Source organism: Streptomyces sp. cmx-4-9 (genome assembly GCF_046548835.1).
Lineage (GTDB): Bacteria > Actinomycetota > Actinomycetes > Streptomycetales > Streptomycetaceae > Streptomyces.
In genome coordinates this window covers 1,233,613-1,252,267 of sequence record NZ_JAEBEE010000001.1, presented here as the reverse complement: position 1 = coordinate 1,252,267, position 18,655 = coordinate 1,233,613, and the positions used below count along the sequence as shown (strand labels likewise).

Here is an 18,655-nt window from a genome sequence, read left to right as displayed (position 1 = left end):
CGTGCAGCCTGGCCGGAACCGGGCCGGTTCCCGCCGGGGCGTCCTGCGGGGCGGCCGGCTGCTCCAGGACGCGGCTCCGGCCGGCCCCGTGCTGCGGCTGTTCGTACGCCTCGTACGCCGGCCGCTGCTCCCGGCTGTCCGGCTGTGGCGGCGCAACATCCAGCTGCGGGTGGTCGCCGCCACCCTGCTGATATCGCTGGCCGTGGTCCTCGCCCTCGGCTTCGTCGTCATCGCCCAGGTCAGCAGGGGCCTCCTCGAAGCCAAGGAGGAGGCCGCACAGAGCCAGGCCGCCGGCGGTTTCGCCGTCGCGCAGGAGAAGGCCAACACGCCGGCGACGGTGGACGGGTCCGACGCCACGGACAACCGGGTCGGCCGCGATGCCAGCACCTGGATGAACTCGCTGGTCAAACAGCTTGCCAGTGGCGGACAGACCGCCTTCGAGGTGGTCGCGCTCGGCGCGGGCACCGGTGTGGAGCAGGCGGGCCCCAACGCGCTCGGCGTCCGCGGCGCCCGCGCCTCCGGCAACGTCGACCCGGACGCGAGCGTCCCGCTGGCGCTGCGCACCGCCGTCAACCACGCCACCGGGGCCTTCAAGACCTTCTCCCAGATCCGCTACACCGCCGGAGCCGGGGAGAAGGCCCCCGAGCCGGCGCTGGTGGTGGGCAAGCGGCTCACCGACATCAACGGGGAGCCGTACGACCTGTACTACCTGTTCCCGCTGACCCAGGAGGAGGAGTCCCTCAACCTGGTCAAGGTCACCATCTCCACCGCGGGCCTGTTCGTCGTGGTCCTCCTCGGCGGCATCGCCTGGCTGGTCGTGCGCCAGGTCGTCACGCCCGTACGGATGGCCGCCGGAATCGCCGAGCGGCTCTCCGCCGGACGCCTCCAGGAACGGATGAAGGTCACCGGCGAGGACGACATCGCACGCCTCGGCGAGGCCTTCAACAAGATGGCCCAGAACCTCCAGAACAAGATCCAGCAGCTGGAGGACCTGTCCCGGATGCAGCGCCGCTTCGTCTCGGACGTCTCGCACGAGCTGCGGACCCCGCTGACGACCGTACGGATGGCCGCCGACGTCATCCACGACGCCCGAGTGGACTTCGACCCGGTCACGGCGCGCTCCGCGGAACTGCTCGCCGGGCAGCTCGACCGCTTCGAGTCCCTCCTCGCCGACCTGCTGGAGATCAGCCGCTTCGACGCGGGCGCCGCCGCCCTGGAGGCCGAGCCGATCGACCTCCGCGACGTCGTGCACCGCGTCATCGGCGGAGCCGAGCCGCTCGCCGAGCACAAGGGCACCCGCATCCGCGTCCTGGGCGACACCCAGCCGGTGATCGCCGAGGCGGACTCCCGGCGCGTGGAGCGGGTGCTGCGCAACCTGGTCGTCAACGCCGTGGAGCACGGCGAGGGCCGCGACGTGGTGGTCCGGCTCGCCTCGGCGGGCGGGGCCGTGGCGGTCGCCGTGCGGGACTACGGGGTCGGACTCAAGCCCGGCGAGGCCACCCGCGTCTTCAACCGCTTCTGGCGGGCCGACCCGGCCCGCGCCCGCACCACCGGCGGGACCGGCCTCGGCCTGTCCATCGCCGTCGAGGACGCCCGGCTGCACGGCGGCTGGCTCCAGGCCTGGGGTGAGCCCGGCGGAGGCTCCCAGTTCCGCCTCACCCTGCCGCGCACCGCCGACGAGCCGCTGCGCGGCTCGCCCATCCCGCTGGAGCCCGAGGACTCCCGGGCCAACCGGGCCAAGGCCGCCGCGGAGGCCGCGGAGGCCGCGGGCGGCGCGGCGCAGCGGCGTCGCCCGCCGGAGGGCGGGGACCGCTCGCCGATACCGCCGCGCTCGCCGGTCGCCGGGGCGATGCCGGTCCCCGCGGACCCCACGGCCCTGCCCGGCAACGGCGCCCGGGTCGTGGCGCGGCCGGCCGACCAGTCACCACAGGAGGACCGAGCGGATGGAGGCTGAGCCCATGGCCGGGCGGGCGGGCGGCGAACGGCGGGCGGACGGCCGCAGCGGGCGGGCCGGCCGGGGCGGCCGGGACGGCCGGGACGGCCCGAGCGGGCTCCGCGGACGGGCGACGGTGCGTCGCAGGCTCCCGCGGGCCGTCCGCGCCCACGCCCTGCTGCTGGCCGGCCTGCTGCTGGCCGGCTGCGCCTCCATGCCCGACCACGGCGAGATCCGCCCGCTGGAGGCCTCGCAGGGCGTCGACTCCCAGGTGCGGGTGTTCAGCGTCCCGCCGGCCGACAAGGCCAGCGCGGCCGAGATCGTCGACGGCTTCCTGGAGGCCATGACCAGCGACGACCCGCAGCTGGAGACGGCCCGCAAGTACCTCACGGAGGAGGCCGCGAAGACCTGGCGGCCCGGCGCGGCCGTCACTGTGCTCGCCGCCGGGCTCGACCGGCGCTCCGTACAGGGCGAGAAGGACCCGGCGGGCCCCCGCTGGAAGGTGACCGGGCGCAAGCTGGCCACGGTGGACGAGCGCAGCGCCTACCAGCCGGAGACCGGCGGCGGGCAGTACGAGGAGTACCTCCAGCTCGTCCAGGAGAACAAGCAGTGGCGGATCGCCCGCCCGCCCGCGAGCCTGGTGCTCAGCGAATCGGACTTCCAGCGCATCTACATGCCCGTCAACAAGTACTACTTCGCCGGCGGCACGCTCGTCGCCGACCAGGTGTACGTACGCCAGCGCAGCGACCCCGAGTCGCGGATGGACCCCACCACGCAGACCGTCCAGTCGCTGCTCGCGGGGCCGTCCAACTGGCTCGGACCGGTCGTGGCCTCCAGCTTCCCCAGCGGAACGGAGCTGCGCGCGGGCACCAAGTCCCTCTCCTACGACGGCCAGAACACGCTGCGGGTACCGCTCAACGACAAGGCCGACAACGTCACGCAGCCGCAGTGCCAGAAGATGGCCACGCAACTCCTCTACACCGTGAAGGAGTTGTCGGCCTCCCGGCTGGAGCGCGTCGAACTGCTGCGCTCCGACGGGAAGTCGTCCTCGCTGTGCGTCGTGACCGAGTCGGCCGCGGCCGTGATCGCCAACCGGGTCCGCGCCCCCGAGTACCAGTACTACGTCGACAACGAGAGCCGGCTGGTCCGGATGAAGCTCGACGCCACCACCGAGGACCAGCAGGCCCGGTCCGAGCGGGTGCCGTCGCCGCTGCCCGCCGGGTTCAAGCTCGCCTCGGCGGCCGTGTCCCACGACGAGCGGCGGGCCGCGGTGGTCTCCGAGGACACCCGCAGCCTGTACGTGGTCCCGCTGTCCACCGCCGAGGCCATGCCCCCGCCGGCGCTGACCGGCAAGGGCGGCAAGCCGAACGGGCTCAGCGCGCCGAGCTGGGACGCGGCGGGAGACGTGTGGGTGGCCGACCAGGACCCGCAGCACGCCGGGCTGTACCGGGTGCCGAACGGCGCGGGGGCCGCGGAGAAGGTGCAGGTGGCCGGGCTGGACGGCCGGATCACCGCACTGCGGGTCTCCTCCGACGGGGTGCGGATCGCGCTGCTGGTGGAGAACGGCGGGCGCACCGTCCTGTACATCGGGCGGATCGAGCGTCCCGAGGGCAAGGGCGACACCTCCGCGGTGTCGGTGCGCGAGCTGCGCCGGGCCGCGCCGCAGATGGCCGAGGTGACGGCCATGAGCTGGGCGCCCCGGGGCCGGCTGCTGGTGGTGGGCCGCGAGAGCGGCGGGGTGCGCCAGGCGCGCTACATGCTGGCGGACGGGTCGATGGTCGCGGGCAGCCTCCCCGGGGCCACCGGGCTCATCGCGGTCGCGGCCTCGGAGGACGAGACGAAGGCGCGGCCGGTGGTGGCGTACCTGGAGGACGACGGGATCGTGTGGCTGCCGCCGGGCGCGCAGTGGCGGACGGTCACCCCGGACGGACGGGACCCGGTCTACCCGGGCTGAGCCGGGGGCGCCCGGCCCGTTGTCCACAGGGGTGGCGGGCCCCTCCCGGGACCGGGACAGTGGAGGCATGCGCACGTGGTGGCAGGAACTCGCCGGGCTGGCCCTGCCGGTCGACTGCGCCGGCTGCGGAGCCGCCCGGGTCCGGCTGTGCGACCCCTGCGGGGACGAGCTGAGCGGCGCGGGCGCGGGGCCCGTGTCCCCGTCCCCGCGCCCCGCGGGGCTGCCCGCGGTGCATGCGGCCGCCGTGTACGGCGGGGCCGTGCGGGCCGTGCTCCTCGCGCACAAGGAGCGCGGGGCGCTGCCGCTGGCGGGGCCGCTCGGCCGGGCGCTCGCGGCGGCGGTGCACTCCGGCACGGCAGGCGGCCGCGGCGGGGAGCTGGTCCTGGTCCCGGTGCCCTCGGCGCGGCGGCAGGTCCGGGCCCGCGGGCACGATCCGGTGCGCAGGATCGCCTGCGCGGCCGCGGCGCGGCTGCGGCGGGCCGGGGTCGCGGCGCGCGTGGCGCCCGTACTGCGCCAGCGGCGGACGGTGGCCGACCAGGCGGGCCTGGGAGCCGTACAGCGCCGGGAGAACCTCGCCGGTGCGCTGGAGGTGTGCCGGGACGGGCCCCGGGTGACCGCCGGGGCCCGGATCGTGCTCGTCGACGACGTGGTCACCACCGGGGCGACCCTCGCGGAAGCAGCGCGGGCGGTACGGGCCGCGGGCCTGTCGGCAGCTGTTCCGGGGGCGGCGGTGGTGGCCGCGTCCGCGGACTCGTTCGTACAGATCCGGTCGACAAGGAGCAGGGGGCAAAAATCCCGTGAATAGATTCGGAACCGGCGGGGAAGGCCCATCGTTGCAGGTAGTAAGAGGGAACAGTCACCTCGACGGAGGTACGTTCCGGTAGCGGGTGCCGACAACCGGCCTGGAGAGATATGTTCGGTTGTGAGGAACTGGCGAACCTTGAGGCCCCGCGCATCGGATCGCAGTTTTTGGAAACCTTCGTGTCAGGAGGCTGTCTCCCGACTCCGAAGTCGGCAGGGTGCACACCGTGCCGGTGGAGGAGGAGGAGGTGGAAGTCGCCAAGTCCGGGGCTCCGGTGTTCATCGGAGTCTGGTGCGAAAGGGAGATGCTCCGCCCCGCGGGGTGGAGCTATCCGGGAACGGAGTTCTGCGTGGACATCGTCGTCAAGGGCCGCAAGACCGAGGTGCCCGACCGGTTCCGCAAGCACGTGGCCGAAAAGCTGAATCCGGAGCGGATCCAGAAGCTCGACGCCAAGGTGATCAGCTTGGACGTCGAGGTGTCCAAGGAGCACAACCCGCGCCAGGCCGACCGTTCCGACCGCGTGGAGATCACCCTGCACTCGCGGGGCCCCGTGATCCGGGCGGAGGCCGCCGCCGCGGACCCGTATGCGGCGCTCGACCTCGCTCAGGACAAGCTGGAGGCCCGGCTGCGCAAGCAGCACGACAAGCGCCACACCCGGCGCGGCAGCGGACGGATCCCGGCGGCGGAGGTCGCCGACGTGGTGCCGGACGCCGCGCACCTGAACGGCAGCGGAGAGGTGGTCTCCGAGGAGAAGACGGACGCGGTGCCGACCACGAGGATCGGACCGCTGGAAGTGCAGGGCGAAGGCCCGCTGATCGTCCGTGAAAAGACCCACTCGGCCGCGCCCATGTCGCTCGACCAGGCCCTTTATGAAATGGAACTGGTCGGTCACGACTTCTATCTGTTCGTCGACTCCGACACGAAGCTGCCCAGCGTCGTCTACCGGCGTCACGCATACGACTACGGCGTCATCCACGTGAACCCGGACGGCGCCTCCAGTTCCGAGGAACCGCGCGGTGGCGCGGGCGGCGCGCTCGGCGGCTAGTACACAGGTTTCGCTGCCCCTGCGGGTCGCCCGAGGCGTCCCGCAGGGGCACCTGTATGCACGCGTATGCGCCACCCGGTCACCGGGAGTCCCCCGCGCCGTGGTGCGGGCATGGAATCATGGCGGGCAGTCAACCGGCGGCGGTGCCTTTCCGGTTGGCCCGGCAGTTCGGAACATGCAGGGGGAGTGGACGATGGCGGACAGCTTCGGGCCGGTGCGCGGTGACGGCGGCGCGGGCTTCCGCGAGGCGGAGCCCGCGGGCACCCCGGGCGGGGAGCCCATCCGGGTCCTCGTGGTCGACGACCACGCACTCTTCCGGCGCGGACTGGAGATCGTCCTCGCGCAGGAGGAGGACATCCAGGTCGTCGGCGAGGCCGGGGACGGCGCGGAGGCGGTGGACAAGGCCGCGGACCTGCTGCCGGACATCGTGCTGATGGACGTGCGGATGCCCCGCCGCGGCGGGATCGAGGCCTGCACCTCGATCAAGGAGGTGGCCCCCTCCGCGAAGATCATCATGCTGACGATCAGCGACGAGGAGGCGGACCTCTACGACGCGATCAAGGCGGGCGCGACCGGGTACCTCCTGAAGGAGATCTCCACGGACGAGGTGGCCACCGCGATCCGCGCGGTGGCCGACGGCCAGTCGCAGATCAGCCCGTCGATGGCGTCGAAGCTGCTCACCGAGTTCAAGTCGATGATCCAGCGCACGGACGAGCGCCGGCTGGTGCCGGCGCCGCGGCTGACGGACCGGGAGCTGGAGGTCCTCAAGCTGGTGGCCACGGGCATGAACAACCGCGACATCGCGAAGCAGTTGTTCATTTCCGAGAACACCGTGAAGAACCACGTCCGCAACATCCTGGAGAAGCTGCAACTGCACTCCCGGATGGAGGCCGTGGTCTACGCGATGCGGGAGAAGATCCTCGAAATCCGCTAGATCTCCGGGCTGCCACTGCCGACCCGCCGCTCCCGGCTGGTCGCGGGCCCCGCTGCCGCCCCGGCCGTTCAGGCGCCCCGGGCGCGGAGTTCCGCGGTGACGGCCGCCGCCTCCGCCGGGGACGCGGCGCGCTCGACGCGGACCTCCTCGCAGCCCACCCACTGCGCGGCCTCCCACAGGGCCTCGGCCATGGCGCCGGCGGCCCCGGGCGACTCCAGGGAGAGCTGCCGGGCCACCAGGGTGGCGCCCTCGCGGGCCGGGTCGACGCGGCCCCTCAGCCGGCCGCCCGACAGCAGCGGCATCGCGAAGTACCCGTGGATCCGCCGGGGCTTGGGGACGTACGCCTCCAGCCGGTGGACGAAGCCGAAGATCCGCTCGGTGCGCGGCCGGTCCCAGACCAGGGAGTCGAACGGGGAGAGCAGCGTGGTGCGGTGGCGGCCGCGGGGGGCCGCGGCGAGCGCCGCCGGATCCGCCCAGGCGGGCTTGGCCCAGCCCTCGACCTCGACGGGGACCAGCCCGGAGTCGGCGATCACCGCGTCCACCTGTGCCCCGGCCAGCCGGTGGTAGTCCGCGATGTCGGCGCGGGTGCCGACGCCCAGGGACTGCCCGGCCAGGGCCACGAGGCGGCGCAGGCACTCGCGGTCGTCCAGGTCGTCGTGGAGCAGTGCGTCCGGAACGGCCCGCTCGGGCAGGTCGTAGACCCGCTTCCAGCCGCGGCGCTCGCCGCAGACCACCTCGCCGGTGTCCAGCAGCCACTCCACCGCGATCTTGGTCTCGGACCAGTCGAACCACTCGCCGCCGTTCTTGGCGCCGCCCAGCTCGGTCGAGGTCAGCGGGCCGTCGGCGCGCAGCCGGTCCAGTACGGCCCGCGTCGAGCGCTCCTTGTCCTGCAGGACGTGCCAGCGGTGGCCGCGCGCCCGGCGGGCCCGGCGGCGGAAGGCGAAGTGCGGCCATTCCTCGACGGGCAGGATGCAGGCCGCGTGCGACCAGTACTCGAAGGCGTGACGGTCCGACCAGTAGGCCGATTCCACCGCCTCGCGGCCGACCGCGCCGAGGCGGGCGTACGGGACCAGCTCGTGTGACCGGGCCAGCACCGAGATCGTGTCCAGCTGCACGGCGCCCAGGTGGCGCAGGACGCCGCGGACCCCGGAGCGCCGGTCGGGCGCTCCGACGAACCCCTGGGCGCGCAGGGCGATCCGCCGCGCCTCGTCGGCGGACAGGGACACGTGCGGCTGCGGGAGGCGGGGCGCGGGCGTCGTCATGGTCGCAGCCTAGGGTCCGCCACCGACAGCGGGCGGGTGCGCGAGGGGGCGGCCGGACCTCGCGCGGGGCAGGCCGCGGGCGGGCCCCTTCCCGTAGCGCGGCGCAGGGCGTCCGCCGGGCCGGCGGCGAGGGTTTTACGCAATCGCGGCCGGGAACCGCGGCACCTTCCGTGCCCCCCGTACGTTCTCATTCCGGGCGCCCGTGCCCTGGCGGTACGGCGGACCTCCCGACGCGACCACGTCCTCGCTTACGATGGCCGTTGCGGTGGGGCCCACCTGCCGTGCCCGTGTACGTACAGTGCTCAGGCCCGACCGGCAAGGAGACAAACCTCGGTGTCCGTCTTCAACAAGCTCATGCGTGCAGGCGAAGGCAAGATCCTGCGCAAACTGCACCGCATCGCGGACCAGGTCAACTCCATCGAAGAGGACTTCGTCAACCTCTCCGACGCCGAGTTGCGGGCGCTCACGGACGAGTACAAGCAGCGCTACCAGGACGGCGAGAGCCTGGACGACCTGCTGCCCGAGGCCTTCGCGACGGTCCGCGAGGCCGCCAAGCGCGTCCTGGGCCAGCGGCACTACGACGTGCAGCTCATGGGCGGCGCGGCGCTGCACCTCGGCTACGTGGCCGAGATGAAGACCGGTGAGGGCAAGACCCTCGTCGGCACGCTGCCCGCGTACCTGAACGCGCTGTCCGGCAAGGGCGTCCACCTGATCACGGTGAACGACTACCTCGCCGAGCGCGACTCCGAGATGATGGGCCGGGTGCACAAGTTCCTCGGCCTGGAGGTCGGCTGCATCCTGGCGAACATGTCGCCGGCGCAGCGCCGGGAGCAGTACGCCTGCGACATCACGTACGGCACGAACAACGAGTTCGGCTTCGACTACCTGCGCGACAACATGGCGTGGTCCCAGGACGAGCTCGTCCAGCGCGGCCACAACTTCGCCGTGGTCGACGAGGTCGACTCGATCCTGGTCGACGAGGCCCGTACCCCGCTGATCATCTCCGGCCCGGCCGACCAGGCCACGAAGTGGTACGGCGACTTCGCCAAGCTGGTCACCCGGCTGACCAAGGGCGAGGCCGGCCAGCCCCTCAAGGGCATCGAGGAGACCGGCGACTACGAGGTCGACGAGAAGAAGCGCACCGTCGCCATCCACGAGTCGGGTGTCGCGAAGGTCGAGGACTGGCTCGGCATCGAGAACCTCTACGAGTCGGTCAACACCCCCCTCGTCGGCTACCTGAACAACGCCATCAAGGCGAAGGAACTGTTCAAGGTCGACAAGGACTACGTCGTCATCGACGGCGAGGTCATGATCGTCGACGAGCACACCGGCCGCATCCTGGCCGGCCGCCGCTACAACGAGGGCATGCACCAGGCGATCGAGGCGAAGGAAGGGGTGGACATCAAGGACGAGAACCAGACCCTCGCCACGATCACCCTGCAGAACTTCTTCCGCCTCTACTCGAAGCTGTCGGGCATGACCGGTACGGCCATGACCGAGGCCGCCGAGTTCCACCAGATCTACAAGCTCGGCGTCGTCCCGATCCCCACCAACCGCGCGATGGTCCGCAAGGACCAGGCGGACCTGATCTACCGCACCGAGGTCGCGAAGTTCGCGGCCGTCGTCGACGACATCGCGGAGAAGCACGAGAAGGGCCAGCCGATCCTGGTCGGCACGACCTCGGTCGAGAAGTCCGAGTACCTCTCGCAGCAGCTCTCCAAGCGGGGCGTCCCGCACGAGGTCCTCAACGCCAAGCAGCACGACCGCGAGGCGACCATCGTCGCCCAGGCCGGCCGCCGCGGCGCCGTCACGGTCGCCACGAACATGGCCGGCCGCGGTACCGACATCAAGCTCGGCGGCAACCCGGACGACCTCGCCGAGGCCGAGCTGCGCCAGCGCGGCCTGGACCCCGAGGAGCACATCGAGGAGTGGGCGCACGCCCTGCCCGAGGCGCTCACCCGGGCCGAGGCGGCCGTCAAGGCGGAGTTCGAGGAGGTCAAGGAGCTCGGCGGGCTGTACGTGCTGGGCACCGAGCGCCACGAGTCGCGCCGCATCGACAACCAGCTGCGCGGCCGCAGCGGCCGCCAGGGCGACCCGGGCGAGTCCCGCTTCTACCTGTCGCTGGGCGACGACCTGATGCGCCTGTTCAAGGCGCAGATGGTCGAGCGGGTCATGGCGATGGCCAATGTGCCGGACGACGTGCCGATCGAGAACAAGATGGTGACGCGCGCGATCGCGTCCGCGCAGTCGCAGGTGGAGACCCAGAACTTCGAGACGCGCAAGAACGTCCTGAAGTACGACGAGGTCCTCAGCCGCCAGCGCGAGGTCATCTACAGCGAGCGCCGCCGGGTGCTGGAGGGCGAGGACCTCCAGGAGCAGGTCCGCCACATGATGGACGACACGATCGACGCGTACATCGCGGCCGAGACGGTCGAGGGCTTCGCCGAGGAGTGGGACCTGGACCGGCTGTGGGGCGCCTTCAAGCAGCTCTACCCGATCAAGGTGACGGTGGAGGAGCTGGAGGAGGCCGCGGGTGACCGGGCGGGCATCACCGCCGAGTTCATCGCGGAGTCCGTCAAGGACGACATCCACGAGCAGTACGAGGCCCGTGAGAAGACCCTCGGCTCCGACATCATGCGCGAGCTGGAGCGGCGCGTGGTGCTGTCGGTGCTGGACCGCAAGTGGCGCGAGCACCTGTACGAGATGGACTACCTGCAGGAGGGCATCGGCCTGCGGGCGATGGCCCAGAAGGACCCGCTGGTCGAGTACCAGCGCGAGGGCTTCGACATGTTCAACGCCATGCAGGACGGCATCAAGGAGGAGTCCGTCGGCTACCTGTTCAACCTGGAGGTCCAGGTCGAGCAGCAGGTCGAGGAGCTCCCGGTGCAGGACGCGCCGTCCCTGACGAAGGACTCGGCCGTGGCCACCGCCACGCGTCCGGAGATCCGCGCGAAGGGGCTGGACGCCCCGCAGCGCCCGGACCGGCTGCACTTCTCGGCGCCGACCGTCGACGGCGAGGGCGGTGTGATCGAGGGCGACTTCGAGAACGGCCCGGCCGACGGCGACGGGATGACGCGGGCGGAGCGCCGCAAGGCGCAGAAGGCCACCGGCGGGCGCCGACGCAAGAAGTGACCCCGCGGGGGTCGAGTCCACCGGCCGGGGCCGGACACCTGCACGGTGTCCGGCCCCGGCCGCGTTCTGCGCCACCCGAGCCCGGGCCCGAGCCCGAGCCCGTGCCCCCGCCCGAGCGGCGTTCTGCCCGGCCCTGGCCCGGGGCGCGGTTCCGGGGCTGTCACCGGGCCCGCCGCGGCGGGTCACGGGCGGGGGCCGCGGATCTCGACGGCCGCGCAGCGCCAGCGCAGGTCCTGGCCCTGCTCCAGGCGGAAGGCCATCGCGGTGACGCGTTCACCCGTCGCGATGCGGGCGAAGGCCTCGATGACCCCGGGGCCGGGGATGAAGCGGCCGCACTGGCGCACGACCGGGCTCAGCCGGTCGCGCAGCGGGTCCGCGGGAGCCAGGGTGACCAGCTGCTGGTAGGCGGGCCCCACGGTGTGGCCGAGGAGCGAGTGCACCGGGCGGCGGCCGCTGACCACCGCCAGCAGGCGCTCCGCGAACCAGTGGTGGGGCCCGGCGGGGGCCGCACGGGGCGGACCGGCCGGACGGGGCGCCTGCGCCGGGCGCGGGGCGTCGCCCGGGCGGCGGCCGTCGCGGCGGCCCGCGGGGCGGGTGCGGGCGGGTCCGCCGGGCCCGCGGCGGGCCGCGCCGCCGCCGATCGTGCTCCGCGTCGTGGTGTCCATCGCGCTCTGCCCCCGAAAAAGGCCGGGCCCGGGCGGGTACCGGGCGGTAACTTGATGGGGACCTTCTACGGTCGCCGCACACGCTCCGCAACCGCCCGGCCGCCCCCGCCGCGCGGCCGGGCGCTTCACCTATCCGGGTGTCCCCCGCTCCCCGCGCCGCCTCCGGGACCCGCGGCGGGGCCCCGGTGGGCGTACCGGGGTGGACGTGGCCCGCGCCCGGAGCGGCAGCCCGAAGGGGTACGCGGGCCGTCACTCCGTCGGAGCCCCCGGCACCCTCGACCGGCCCGCGGCCCGCAGTCGTATCCTGGGGGCGTTTTCCGACTACCGAAAGCGGCCGGCCATGCGCGTGTACGTCCCCCTGACCCTCCCCGGGCTCTCCGAGGCGCACCGGGCGGGTGAGCTGGGCCCCGCCCCGCTGCGTGCGTACGCCGTCACCCCGGAACTGCGCGAGTGGTTCGTCTCGGACGACACCGAGGAGCTGGAGTACGCGGCCCTGGGCCGGGCCGCCGCGGCCTCCCTGCGGATGCTCGCCGAGGACGCGGCCGCCCCGCGCCGGCGCGTGGTCGTCGCCGTGGACGTGGCCGACCGGGCCGCGGCCCCCGCCCCCGCCGCCGGCGGGGACGACGAGGCCGCCCTGGGCCGGGTGGCCCTGGCCGATTCCGTACGGCTCTCCGTGGCCGCCGCGGTGCACGTGGACGCCGCGGACGCCGAGGAGGACGTCGCGGCCGCGGCGGGGGCCCTGGCGGCCGCCGACGCCGGGGACGGCGGCGCCCGTGCGGTGGTCGACGGCGCCGAGGACCACGAGCTGCTGTGGTTCGGGGTGCAGGAGATCCCGGGGCTGCTGGCATGAGCGCCGGGACGACCGCCGGCCGGGCCCACATCGTCTGGGACTGGAACGGCACCCTGCTGCACGACATCGACGCCGTCCTCGTCGCGACGAACGCCTCCTTCGCCGAGCTCGGTTTCGCGCCGATCACCCTGGCGTCCTACCGCGACCTGTACGTGGTCCCGGTGCCGAAGTTCTACGAGCGGCTGATGGGGAGGCTGCCCACCGACGAGGAATGGGTGGTCATGGACGAGGCCTTCCACCGTCACTACTGGGCCGCCGCCGAGGCGTCCGGACTCGCCGAGGGCGCCCTGGAGCTGCTCCAGGACTGGGAGCGGGACGGGCTGACCCAGTCCCTGCTGTCCCTGGCGCCCCACGACCGGCTGGTGCCGCTGGTGCGCACGCACGGCATCGACCGCTACTTCCTGCGCGTCGACGGCCGCACCGGCCCCTCCCACACCTCCAAGGCCGAGCACCTCGTGCGCCACATGGCCGCCCTGGAGGGGACGGGGGTGAGCGCGGCCCGTACGGTCCTGATCGGGGACGCCGTGGACGATGCGCTCGCGGCCGCGCACGTCGGCGCCCGGGCCGTGCTCTACACGGGCGGTTCGCACAGCCGCAGCAGTCTGGAATCAGCCGGTGTGCCCGTCGTGGACTCGCTGGCCGAAGCCGTCCGCACCGCCCGCGAGCTGGCCGGATAGCACCGGGCACGGAAGCCGGCGCGCGTCGCTGTCCAGAGTGTCAAAGTTCCACCCCCGGATTTGTACACATACAGCTCATGACGGGCCGGGGGTGCGGGGAGATAGCCTTGACCCGTGATCAGCGCGATAGTCATCGGGGGCAGCGACGCCCCCGGCCTGAGCCCGGCGCACGGACGTGCCCGGGTCTTCGCCGATCCCCGCCGCCGGGAGCTTCCGCCGATCTTGGCTGATTCCCTCCCGGTCGGCCCTCTCGACGGCATAGCGTCGATTCCGGAAGCGCACCCCGCACCGCGGCACTATGCCATTCCTTCCTTCACCTACGTCACGCAATGGCGCGCGACAGGAGCCAGAGGACATGCAGACCAAGCTGGACGAAGCAAAGGCCGAGCTGCTCGCACGGGCGGCCCGGGTAGCTGAGCACAGCCCGGCCGGGGGGCTACTTCCGACTGGGTCCGAGCAGGGAGAGCGTCCCGACGGGGACACGGTGCTCTCCTACCTCCAGCGCTACTACCTGCACACCGCCCCCGAAGACCTCTTGGACCGGGACCCCGTCGACGTGTACGGCGGTGCGCTCTCGCACTACCGGCTCGCCGAGAACCGGCCGCAGGGCACGGCGAACGTGCGCGTGCACACCCCCACGGTGGAGGAGAACGGCTGGACCTCCAGCCACTCCGTCGTCGAGGTGGTCACCGACGACATGCCGTTCCTCGTGGACTCCGTCACCAACGAGCTGTCCCGCCAGGGCCGCGGCATCCACGTCGTGATCCACCCGCAGGTCGTCGTCCGCCGCGACGTCGCCGGCCGGCTGATCGAGATCCTCGGCTCCGACTGCGACGCCCACGGCCCCCGCACCGCGCGCCCCCACGACTCCTTCGTCGAGTCCTGGATCCACGTCGAGATCGACCGCGAGACCGACCGGGCCGACCTCAAGCAGATCACCGGCGACCTGCGCCGCGTGCTGTCCGACGTGCGCGAGTCCGTCGAGGACTGGGAGAAGATGCGCGAGGCCGCGCTGCGCATCGCCGCGGGCCTGTCCGGCGAGCCCAGCGCGCCCGACCTGCGCGAGTACGAGCAGGAAGAGGCCGGCGAACTGCTGCGCTGGCTCGCCGACGACCACTTCACCTTCCTCGGCTACCGCGAGTACGACCTGGTGGACGGCGACTCGCTGACCGCCGTGCCCGGCACCGGCCTCGGCATCCTGCGCGCCGACCCGCACCACAGCGACAAGGAGGACGGACACCCCGTCTCGCCCTCCTTCAACCGGCTGCCGGCCGATGCCCGCGCCAAGGCCCGCGAGCACCGCCTGCTGGTGCTGACCAAGGCCAACAGCCGCTCCACCGTGCACCGTCCGTCGTACCTGGACTACGTGGGCGTCAAGAAGTTCGACGCCGACGGCAACGTCGTCGGCGAACGCCGCTTCCTCGGGCTGTTCTCCTCCGCCGCCTACACCGAGTCGGTGCGCCGGGTCCCGGTCGTCCGCCGCAAGGTCGCCGAGGTCCTCGAAGGCGCCGGCTTCGCGCCGAGCAGCCACGACGGCCGCGACCTGCTGCAGATCCTGGAGACCTACCCGCGCGACGAGCTGTTCCAGACCCCGGTCGACCAGCTCCGGGCCATCGTCACCTCCGTCCTGTACCTGCAGGAGCGCCGCCGGCTGCGGCTGTACCTGCGCCAGGACGAGTACGGGCGCTACTACTCCGCGCTGGTCTACCTGCCGCGCGACCGGTTCACCACGGGCGTCCGGCTGCGGCTGATGGACATCCTCAAGGAGGAGCTCGACGGCACCAGCGTCGACTTCACCGCGTGGAACACCGAGTCGATCCTCTCCCGCATCCACTTCGTCGTCCGCGTCCCGCAGGGCACCGAGCTGCCCGTCCTCACCGACGCCGACGTCGAGCGCATCGAGGCGCGGCTGGTCGAGGCCGCACGCTCCTGGGCCGACGGGTTCGGCGAGGCCCTGGTCGCCGAGCTGGGCGAGGAGCGCGCCGCCGAACTGCTGCGCAAGTACGGCACCTCCTTCCCGGAGGGCTACAAGGCCGACCACTCGCCGCGCGCGGCGGTCGCCGACCTCTGCCACCTCGAACGGCTCTCCGCCAGCGACCGCGAGTTCGCGCTCTCGCTGTACGAGCCGGTCGGCGCGGGCCCCGGCGAGCGCCGGTTCAAGATCTACCGCACCGGCGAGCAGGTCTCGCTGTCCGCGGTGCTGCCGGTGCTGCAGCGCCTGGGCGTCGAGGTCACCGACGAGCGCCCGTACGAACTGCGCCGCTCCGACCGGGTCAGCGCCTGGATCTACGACTTCGGCCTGCGGATGCCGCTGCCCACCGGCAGTGGTGACGGCGCCTCGTCCCACTACCTCGGCGACGACGCCCGCGAGCGCTTCCAGGAGGCCTTCGCCGCGGTCTGGCAGGGCGACGCGGAGAACGACAACTTCAACACCCTGGTGCTGGGGGCCGGACTGACCTGGCGGCAGGCCGTCGTCCTGCGCGCGTACGCCAAGTACATGCGCCAGGCCGGCTCCACCTTCAGCCAGGACTACATGGAGGACACCCTCCGCAACAACGTCCACACCACCCGGCTGCTGGTCTCGCTCTTCGAGGCGCGCATGTCCCCCGGCCGCCAGGCCGCGGGCAGCGAGCTCGTCGACGCCATGCTGGAGGAGCTGGACGGAGCCCTGGACCAGGTCGCCTCCCTGGACGAGGACCGCATCCTGCGGGCCTTCCTCACCCTCATCAAGGCGACGCTGCGCACCAACTTCTTCCAGCGGACCACGGCCGGCGAGCCGCACTCCTACGTGTCGATGAAGTTCGACCCGCAGGCCATCCCGGACCTCCCGGCGCCGCGCCCGGCCTTCGAGATCTGGGTGTACTCCCCGCGTGTCGAGGGCGTGCACCTGCGCTTCGGCAAGGTCGCCCGAGGCGGCCTGCGCTGGTCCGACCGCCGCGAGGACTTCCGTACGGAGATCCTCGGCCTGGTCAAGGCGCAGATGGTGAAGAACACCGTCATCGTGCCGGTCGGCGCCAAGGGCGGCTTCGTCGCCAAGAACCTCCCCGACCCGTCGGTGGACCGCGACGCGTGGCTGGCCGAGGGCATCGCCTCGTACAAGATCTTCATCTCGGCGCTGCTCGACATCACCGACAACATGGTTGCGGGCGAGGTCGTCCCGCCGACCGGCGTGGTCCGCCACGACGAGGACGACACCTACCTCGTCGTCGCGGCCGACAAGGGCACCGCGACCTTCTCCGACATCGCCAACGGGGTCGCGGAGTCCTACGGGTTCTGGCTCGGGGACGCCTTCGCCTCCGGCGGTTCCGCCGGCTACGACCACAAGGGCATGGGCATCACCGCCCGCGGCGCCTGGGAGTCCGTCAAGCGGCACTTCCGGGAGCTCGGGCACGACACCCAGACCCAGGACTTCACGGTCGTCGGCGTCGGCGACATGTCCGGTGACGTCTTCGGCAACGGCATGCTGCTCTCCGAGCACATCCGCCTGGTCGCCGCCTTCGACCACCGGCACATCTTCATCGACCCGACCCCGGACGCGGCGACCTCGTACGCGGAGCGCCGCCGGCTGTTCGAGCTGCCGCGCTCCTCGTGGGCCGACTACGACACCTCGCTGCTGTCCGCGGGCGGCGGCATCCACCCGCGCAGCGCCAAGTCGATCCCGGTCAACGCGCACGTCCGCGAAGCCCTCGGCATCGAGGCGGGCGTCACCAAGATGACCCCGGCCGACCTGATGAAGGCGATCCTCCAGTCCCCGGTGGACCTGCTGTGGAACGGCGGCATCGGCACCTACGTCAAGGCGACGGCCGAGACCCACGCGGACGTCGGCGACAAGGCCAACGACGCGATCCGCGTCAACGGCTCCGACGTGCGGGCCAAGGTCATCGGCGAGGGCGGCAACCTGGGCCTGACCCAGCTCGGCCGGATCGAGTTCGCCCGGACCGGCGCAGGCGGCGAAGGCGGCCGGATCAACACCGACGCCATCGACAACAGCGCGGGCGTGGACACCTCCGACCACGAGGTGAACATCAAGATCCTGCTGAACGCGGTCGTCACCGACGGCGACATGACCGTGAAGCAGCGCAACCGCCTCCTCGCCGAGATGACCGACGAGGTCGGGCACCTGGTGCTGCGCAACAACTACGCGCAGAACGTGGCGCTCGCCAACGGTGCGGCCCAGGCCCCCAGCCTGCTCCACGCCCAGCAGCGGTTCATGCGCCGGCTGGAGCGCGCCGGGCTGCTGAACAGGCAGCTGGAGTTCCTGCCCGCCGACCGGCAGATCCGCGAACTCCTGAACAACGGCAAGGGCCTGACCCAGCCGGAGCTGGCCGTCCTGTTCGCCTACACCAAGATCACCACGGCGGACGAGCTCATCGCCACCGGGCTGCCGGACGACCCGTACCTGCGCCGGCTGCTCTACGCGTACTTTCCGTCCGCCCTGCGCGACGCCTTCCCCGACCAGATCGACGGGCACGCGCTGCGCCGGGAGATCATCACGACCGTCCTGGTCAACGACACCGTCAACACGGGTGGTTCGACCTTCCTGCACCGGCTGCGGGAGGAGACCGGAGCCTCCACGGAGGAGATCGTCCGGGCGCAGCTCGCGGCCCGCGAGATCTTCGGACTGGCCGAAGTGTGGGACGCGGTCGAGGCGCTGGACAACAAGGTCGAGGCCGGTGTCCAGACCCGGATCAGGCTGCACTCGCGGCGGCTGGTCGAGCGCGGCACCCGCTGGCTGCTCAACAACCGGCCGCAGCCGCTCCAGGTGACCGAGACCATCGAGTTCTTCGCCGAGCGGGTCGCGCACGTCTGGGCGGAGGTGCCGAAGCTGGTTCGCGGTGCGGACCTGGAGTGGTACCAGTCGATCATGGACGAGCTGATCGGCGAGGGCGTCCCGGAGGAACTGGCGGCCAAGGTCGCCGGGTTCTCCTCCGCCTTCCCCACGCTGGACGTCGTGGCCATCGCGGACCGCACGGGGGTGGCCTCGCTGGACGTCGCCGAGGTGTACTACGACCTCGCCGACCGGCTGGACATCACCCAGCTGATGGACCGGATCATCGAGCTGCCGCGGGCCGACCGCTGGCAGTCGATGGCCCGTGCCTCCATCCGCGAGGACCTGTTCGCGGCGCACGCGGCCCTGACCGCCGACGTGCTGTCGGTGGGCAACGGCACCTCGACTCCCGAGGAGCGCTTCCGGGCGTGGGAGGAGAAGAACGCGGCGATCATCGGCCGGGCCCGGACGACGCTGGAGGAGATCCGCAGTTCGGACGACTTCGACCTGGCGAACCTGTCGGTGGCGATGCGGACGATGCGCAGCCTGCTGCGCGCCCACAGCTAGGCCGCCTGCGGTCACGGCAAGGCCCCGGCCCCCGGATGTGCTCCGGGGGCCGGGGCCTTGTGCGCG

General features: G+C 72.5%; 11 protein-coding genes. 9 read left to right on the top strand and 2 right to left on the bottom strand.

The features are described from left to right. The first annotated feature begins 1 nt into the window (after nt 1). The 5 genes from mtrB (at nt 2) to ACLJTM_RS05780 (ending at nt 6,668) form a co-directional block, all read left to right on the top strand. Nucleotides 2-1,954 (top strand): MtrAB system histidine kinase MtrB, encoded by a 1,953-nt coding sequence (gene mtrB, locus ACLJTM_RS05800; RefSeq protein ID WP_411102220.1) that lies wholly within the window; start codon nt 2-4, stop codon nt 1,952-1,954. Further along, nucleotides 1,944-3,887 carry an LpqB family beta-propeller domain-containing protein gene (locus tag ACLJTM_RS05795; protein WP_411102219.1) on the top strand — a complete coding sequence of 648 codons (1,944 nt, stop codon included), beginning with the start codon at nt 1,944-1,946 and terminating at the stop codon, nt 3,885-3,887. The genes mtrB and ACLJTM_RS05795 overlap by 11 nt, the downstream gene beginning before the upstream one ends. Before the next feature lie 67 nt (nt 3,888-3,954). Continuing rightward, on the top strand, nt 3,955-4,692 hold the full coding sequence (locus ACLJTM_RS05790; RefSeq protein ID WP_411102218.1) for a ComF family protein: 738 nt from the start codon (nt 3,955-3,957) through the stop codon (nt 4,690-4,692). 346 nt (nt 4,693-5,038) lie between these two features. Further along, on the top strand, nt 5,039-5,734 hold the full coding sequence (hpf, locus tag ACLJTM_RS05785) for a ribosome hibernation-promoting factor, HPF/YfiA family (RefSeq protein ID WP_411102297.1): 696 nt from the start codon (nt 5,039-5,041) through the stop codon (nt 5,732-5,734). Between the two features lie 193 nt (nt 5,735-5,927). Beyond that, entirely contained in the window at nt 5,928-6,668 is a 741-nt protein-coding gene (locus ACLJTM_RS05780) for a response regulator (RefSeq protein ID WP_411102217.1), read from the top strand. A gap of 68 nt (nt 6,669-6,736) precedes the next feature. Here ACLJTM_RS05780 and ACLJTM_RS05775 read toward each other — a convergent pair whose 3' ends face one another. Continuing rightward, on the bottom strand, nt 6,737-7,930 hold the full coding sequence (locus tag ACLJTM_RS05775) for a winged helix-turn-helix domain-containing protein (protein WP_411102216.1): 1,194 nt from the start codon (nt 7,928-7,930) through the stop codon (nt 6,737-6,739). A gap of 333 nt (nt 7,931-8,263) precedes the next feature. Here ACLJTM_RS05775 and secA point away from each other — a divergent pair, with 333 nt between their 5' ends. Continuing rightward, on the top strand, nt 8,264-11,062 hold the full coding sequence (gene secA, locus ACLJTM_RS05770) for a preprotein translocase subunit SecA (protein ID WP_411102215.1): 2,799 nt from the start codon (nt 8,264-8,266) through the stop codon (nt 11,060-11,062). 182 nt (nt 11,063-11,244) lie between these two features. Here the strand turns inward: secA and ACLJTM_RS05765 are convergent, their stop codons facing one another. Beyond that, nucleotides 11,245-11,727 (bottom strand): Rv3235 family protein, encoded by a 483-nt coding sequence (locus tag ACLJTM_RS05765; protein ID WP_411102214.1) that lies wholly within the window; start codon nt 11,725-11,727, stop codon nt 11,245-11,247. Between the two features lie 340 nt (nt 11,728-12,067). Here ACLJTM_RS05765 and ACLJTM_RS05760 point away from each other — a divergent pair, with 340 nt between their 5' ends. The 3 genes from ACLJTM_RS05760 to ACLJTM_RS05750 all read left to right on the top strand — a co-directional run bounded on the left by ACLJTM_RS05760 (nt 12,068) and on the right by ACLJTM_RS05750 (nt 18,589). Further along, a complete protein-coding gene (locus ACLJTM_RS05760) occupies nt 12,068-12,577 on the top strand; it encodes a DUF6912 family protein (protein ID WP_411102213.1) in 510 nt (169 codons plus the stop codon). Continuing rightward, the gene (locus ACLJTM_RS05755) at nt 12,574-13,254 is read left to right on the top strand and encodes an HAD family hydrolase (RefSeq protein WP_411102212.1); all 681 of its coding nucleotides are present in this window, start codon (nt 12,574-12,576) and stop codon (nt 13,252-13,254) included. Before ACLJTM_RS05760 ends, ACLJTM_RS05755 begins: the two co-directional genes overlap by 4 nt. Before the next feature lie 355 nt (nt 13,255-13,609). After that, nucleotides 13,610-18,589, top strand: a complete 4,980-nt coding sequence (locus ACLJTM_RS05750) for an NAD-glutamate dehydrogenase (protein ID WP_411102211.1) — start codon at nt 13,610-13,612, stop codon at nt 18,587-18,589. Nucleotides 18,590-18,655: the final 66 nt, after the last annotated feature.

Excerpts from the sequence above, each read along its gene's own strand:
- ACLJTM_RS05775 (WP_411102216.1), bottom strand. The coding sequence starts at position 7,930 with ATGACGACGCCCGCGCCCCGCCTCCCGCAGCCGCACGTGTCCCTGTCC.
- ACLJTM_RS05795 (WP_411102219.1), top strand. The coding sequence starts at position 1,944 with ATGGAGGCTGAGCCCATGGCCGGGCGGGCGGGCGGCGAACGGCGGGCG.
- ACLJTM_RS05755 (WP_411102212.1), top strand. The coding sequence starts at position 12,574 with ATGAGCGCCGGGACGACCGCCGGCCGGGCCCACATCGTCTGGGACTGG.
- ACLJTM_RS05780 (WP_411102217.1), top strand. The coding sequence starts at position 5,928 with ATGGCGGACAGCTTCGGGCCGGTGCGCGGTGACGGCGGCGCGGGCTTC.
- ACLJTM_RS05765 (WP_411102214.1), bottom strand. The coding sequence starts at position 11,727 with ATGGACACCACGACGCGGAGCACGATCGGCGGCGGCGCGGCCCGCCGC.
- ACLJTM_RS05760 (WP_411102213.1), top strand. The coding sequence starts at position 12,068 with ATGCGCGTGTACGTCCCCCTGACCCTCCCCGGGCTCTCCGAGGCGCAC.
- ACLJTM_RS05750 (WP_411102211.1), top strand. The coding sequence starts at position 13,610 with ATGCAGACCAAGCTGGACGAAGCAAAGGCCGAGCTGCTCGCACGGGCG.
- ACLJTM_RS05790 (WP_411102218.1), top strand. The coding sequence starts at position 3,955 with ATGCGCACGTGGTGGCAGGAACTCGCCGGGCTGGCCCTGCCGGTCGAC.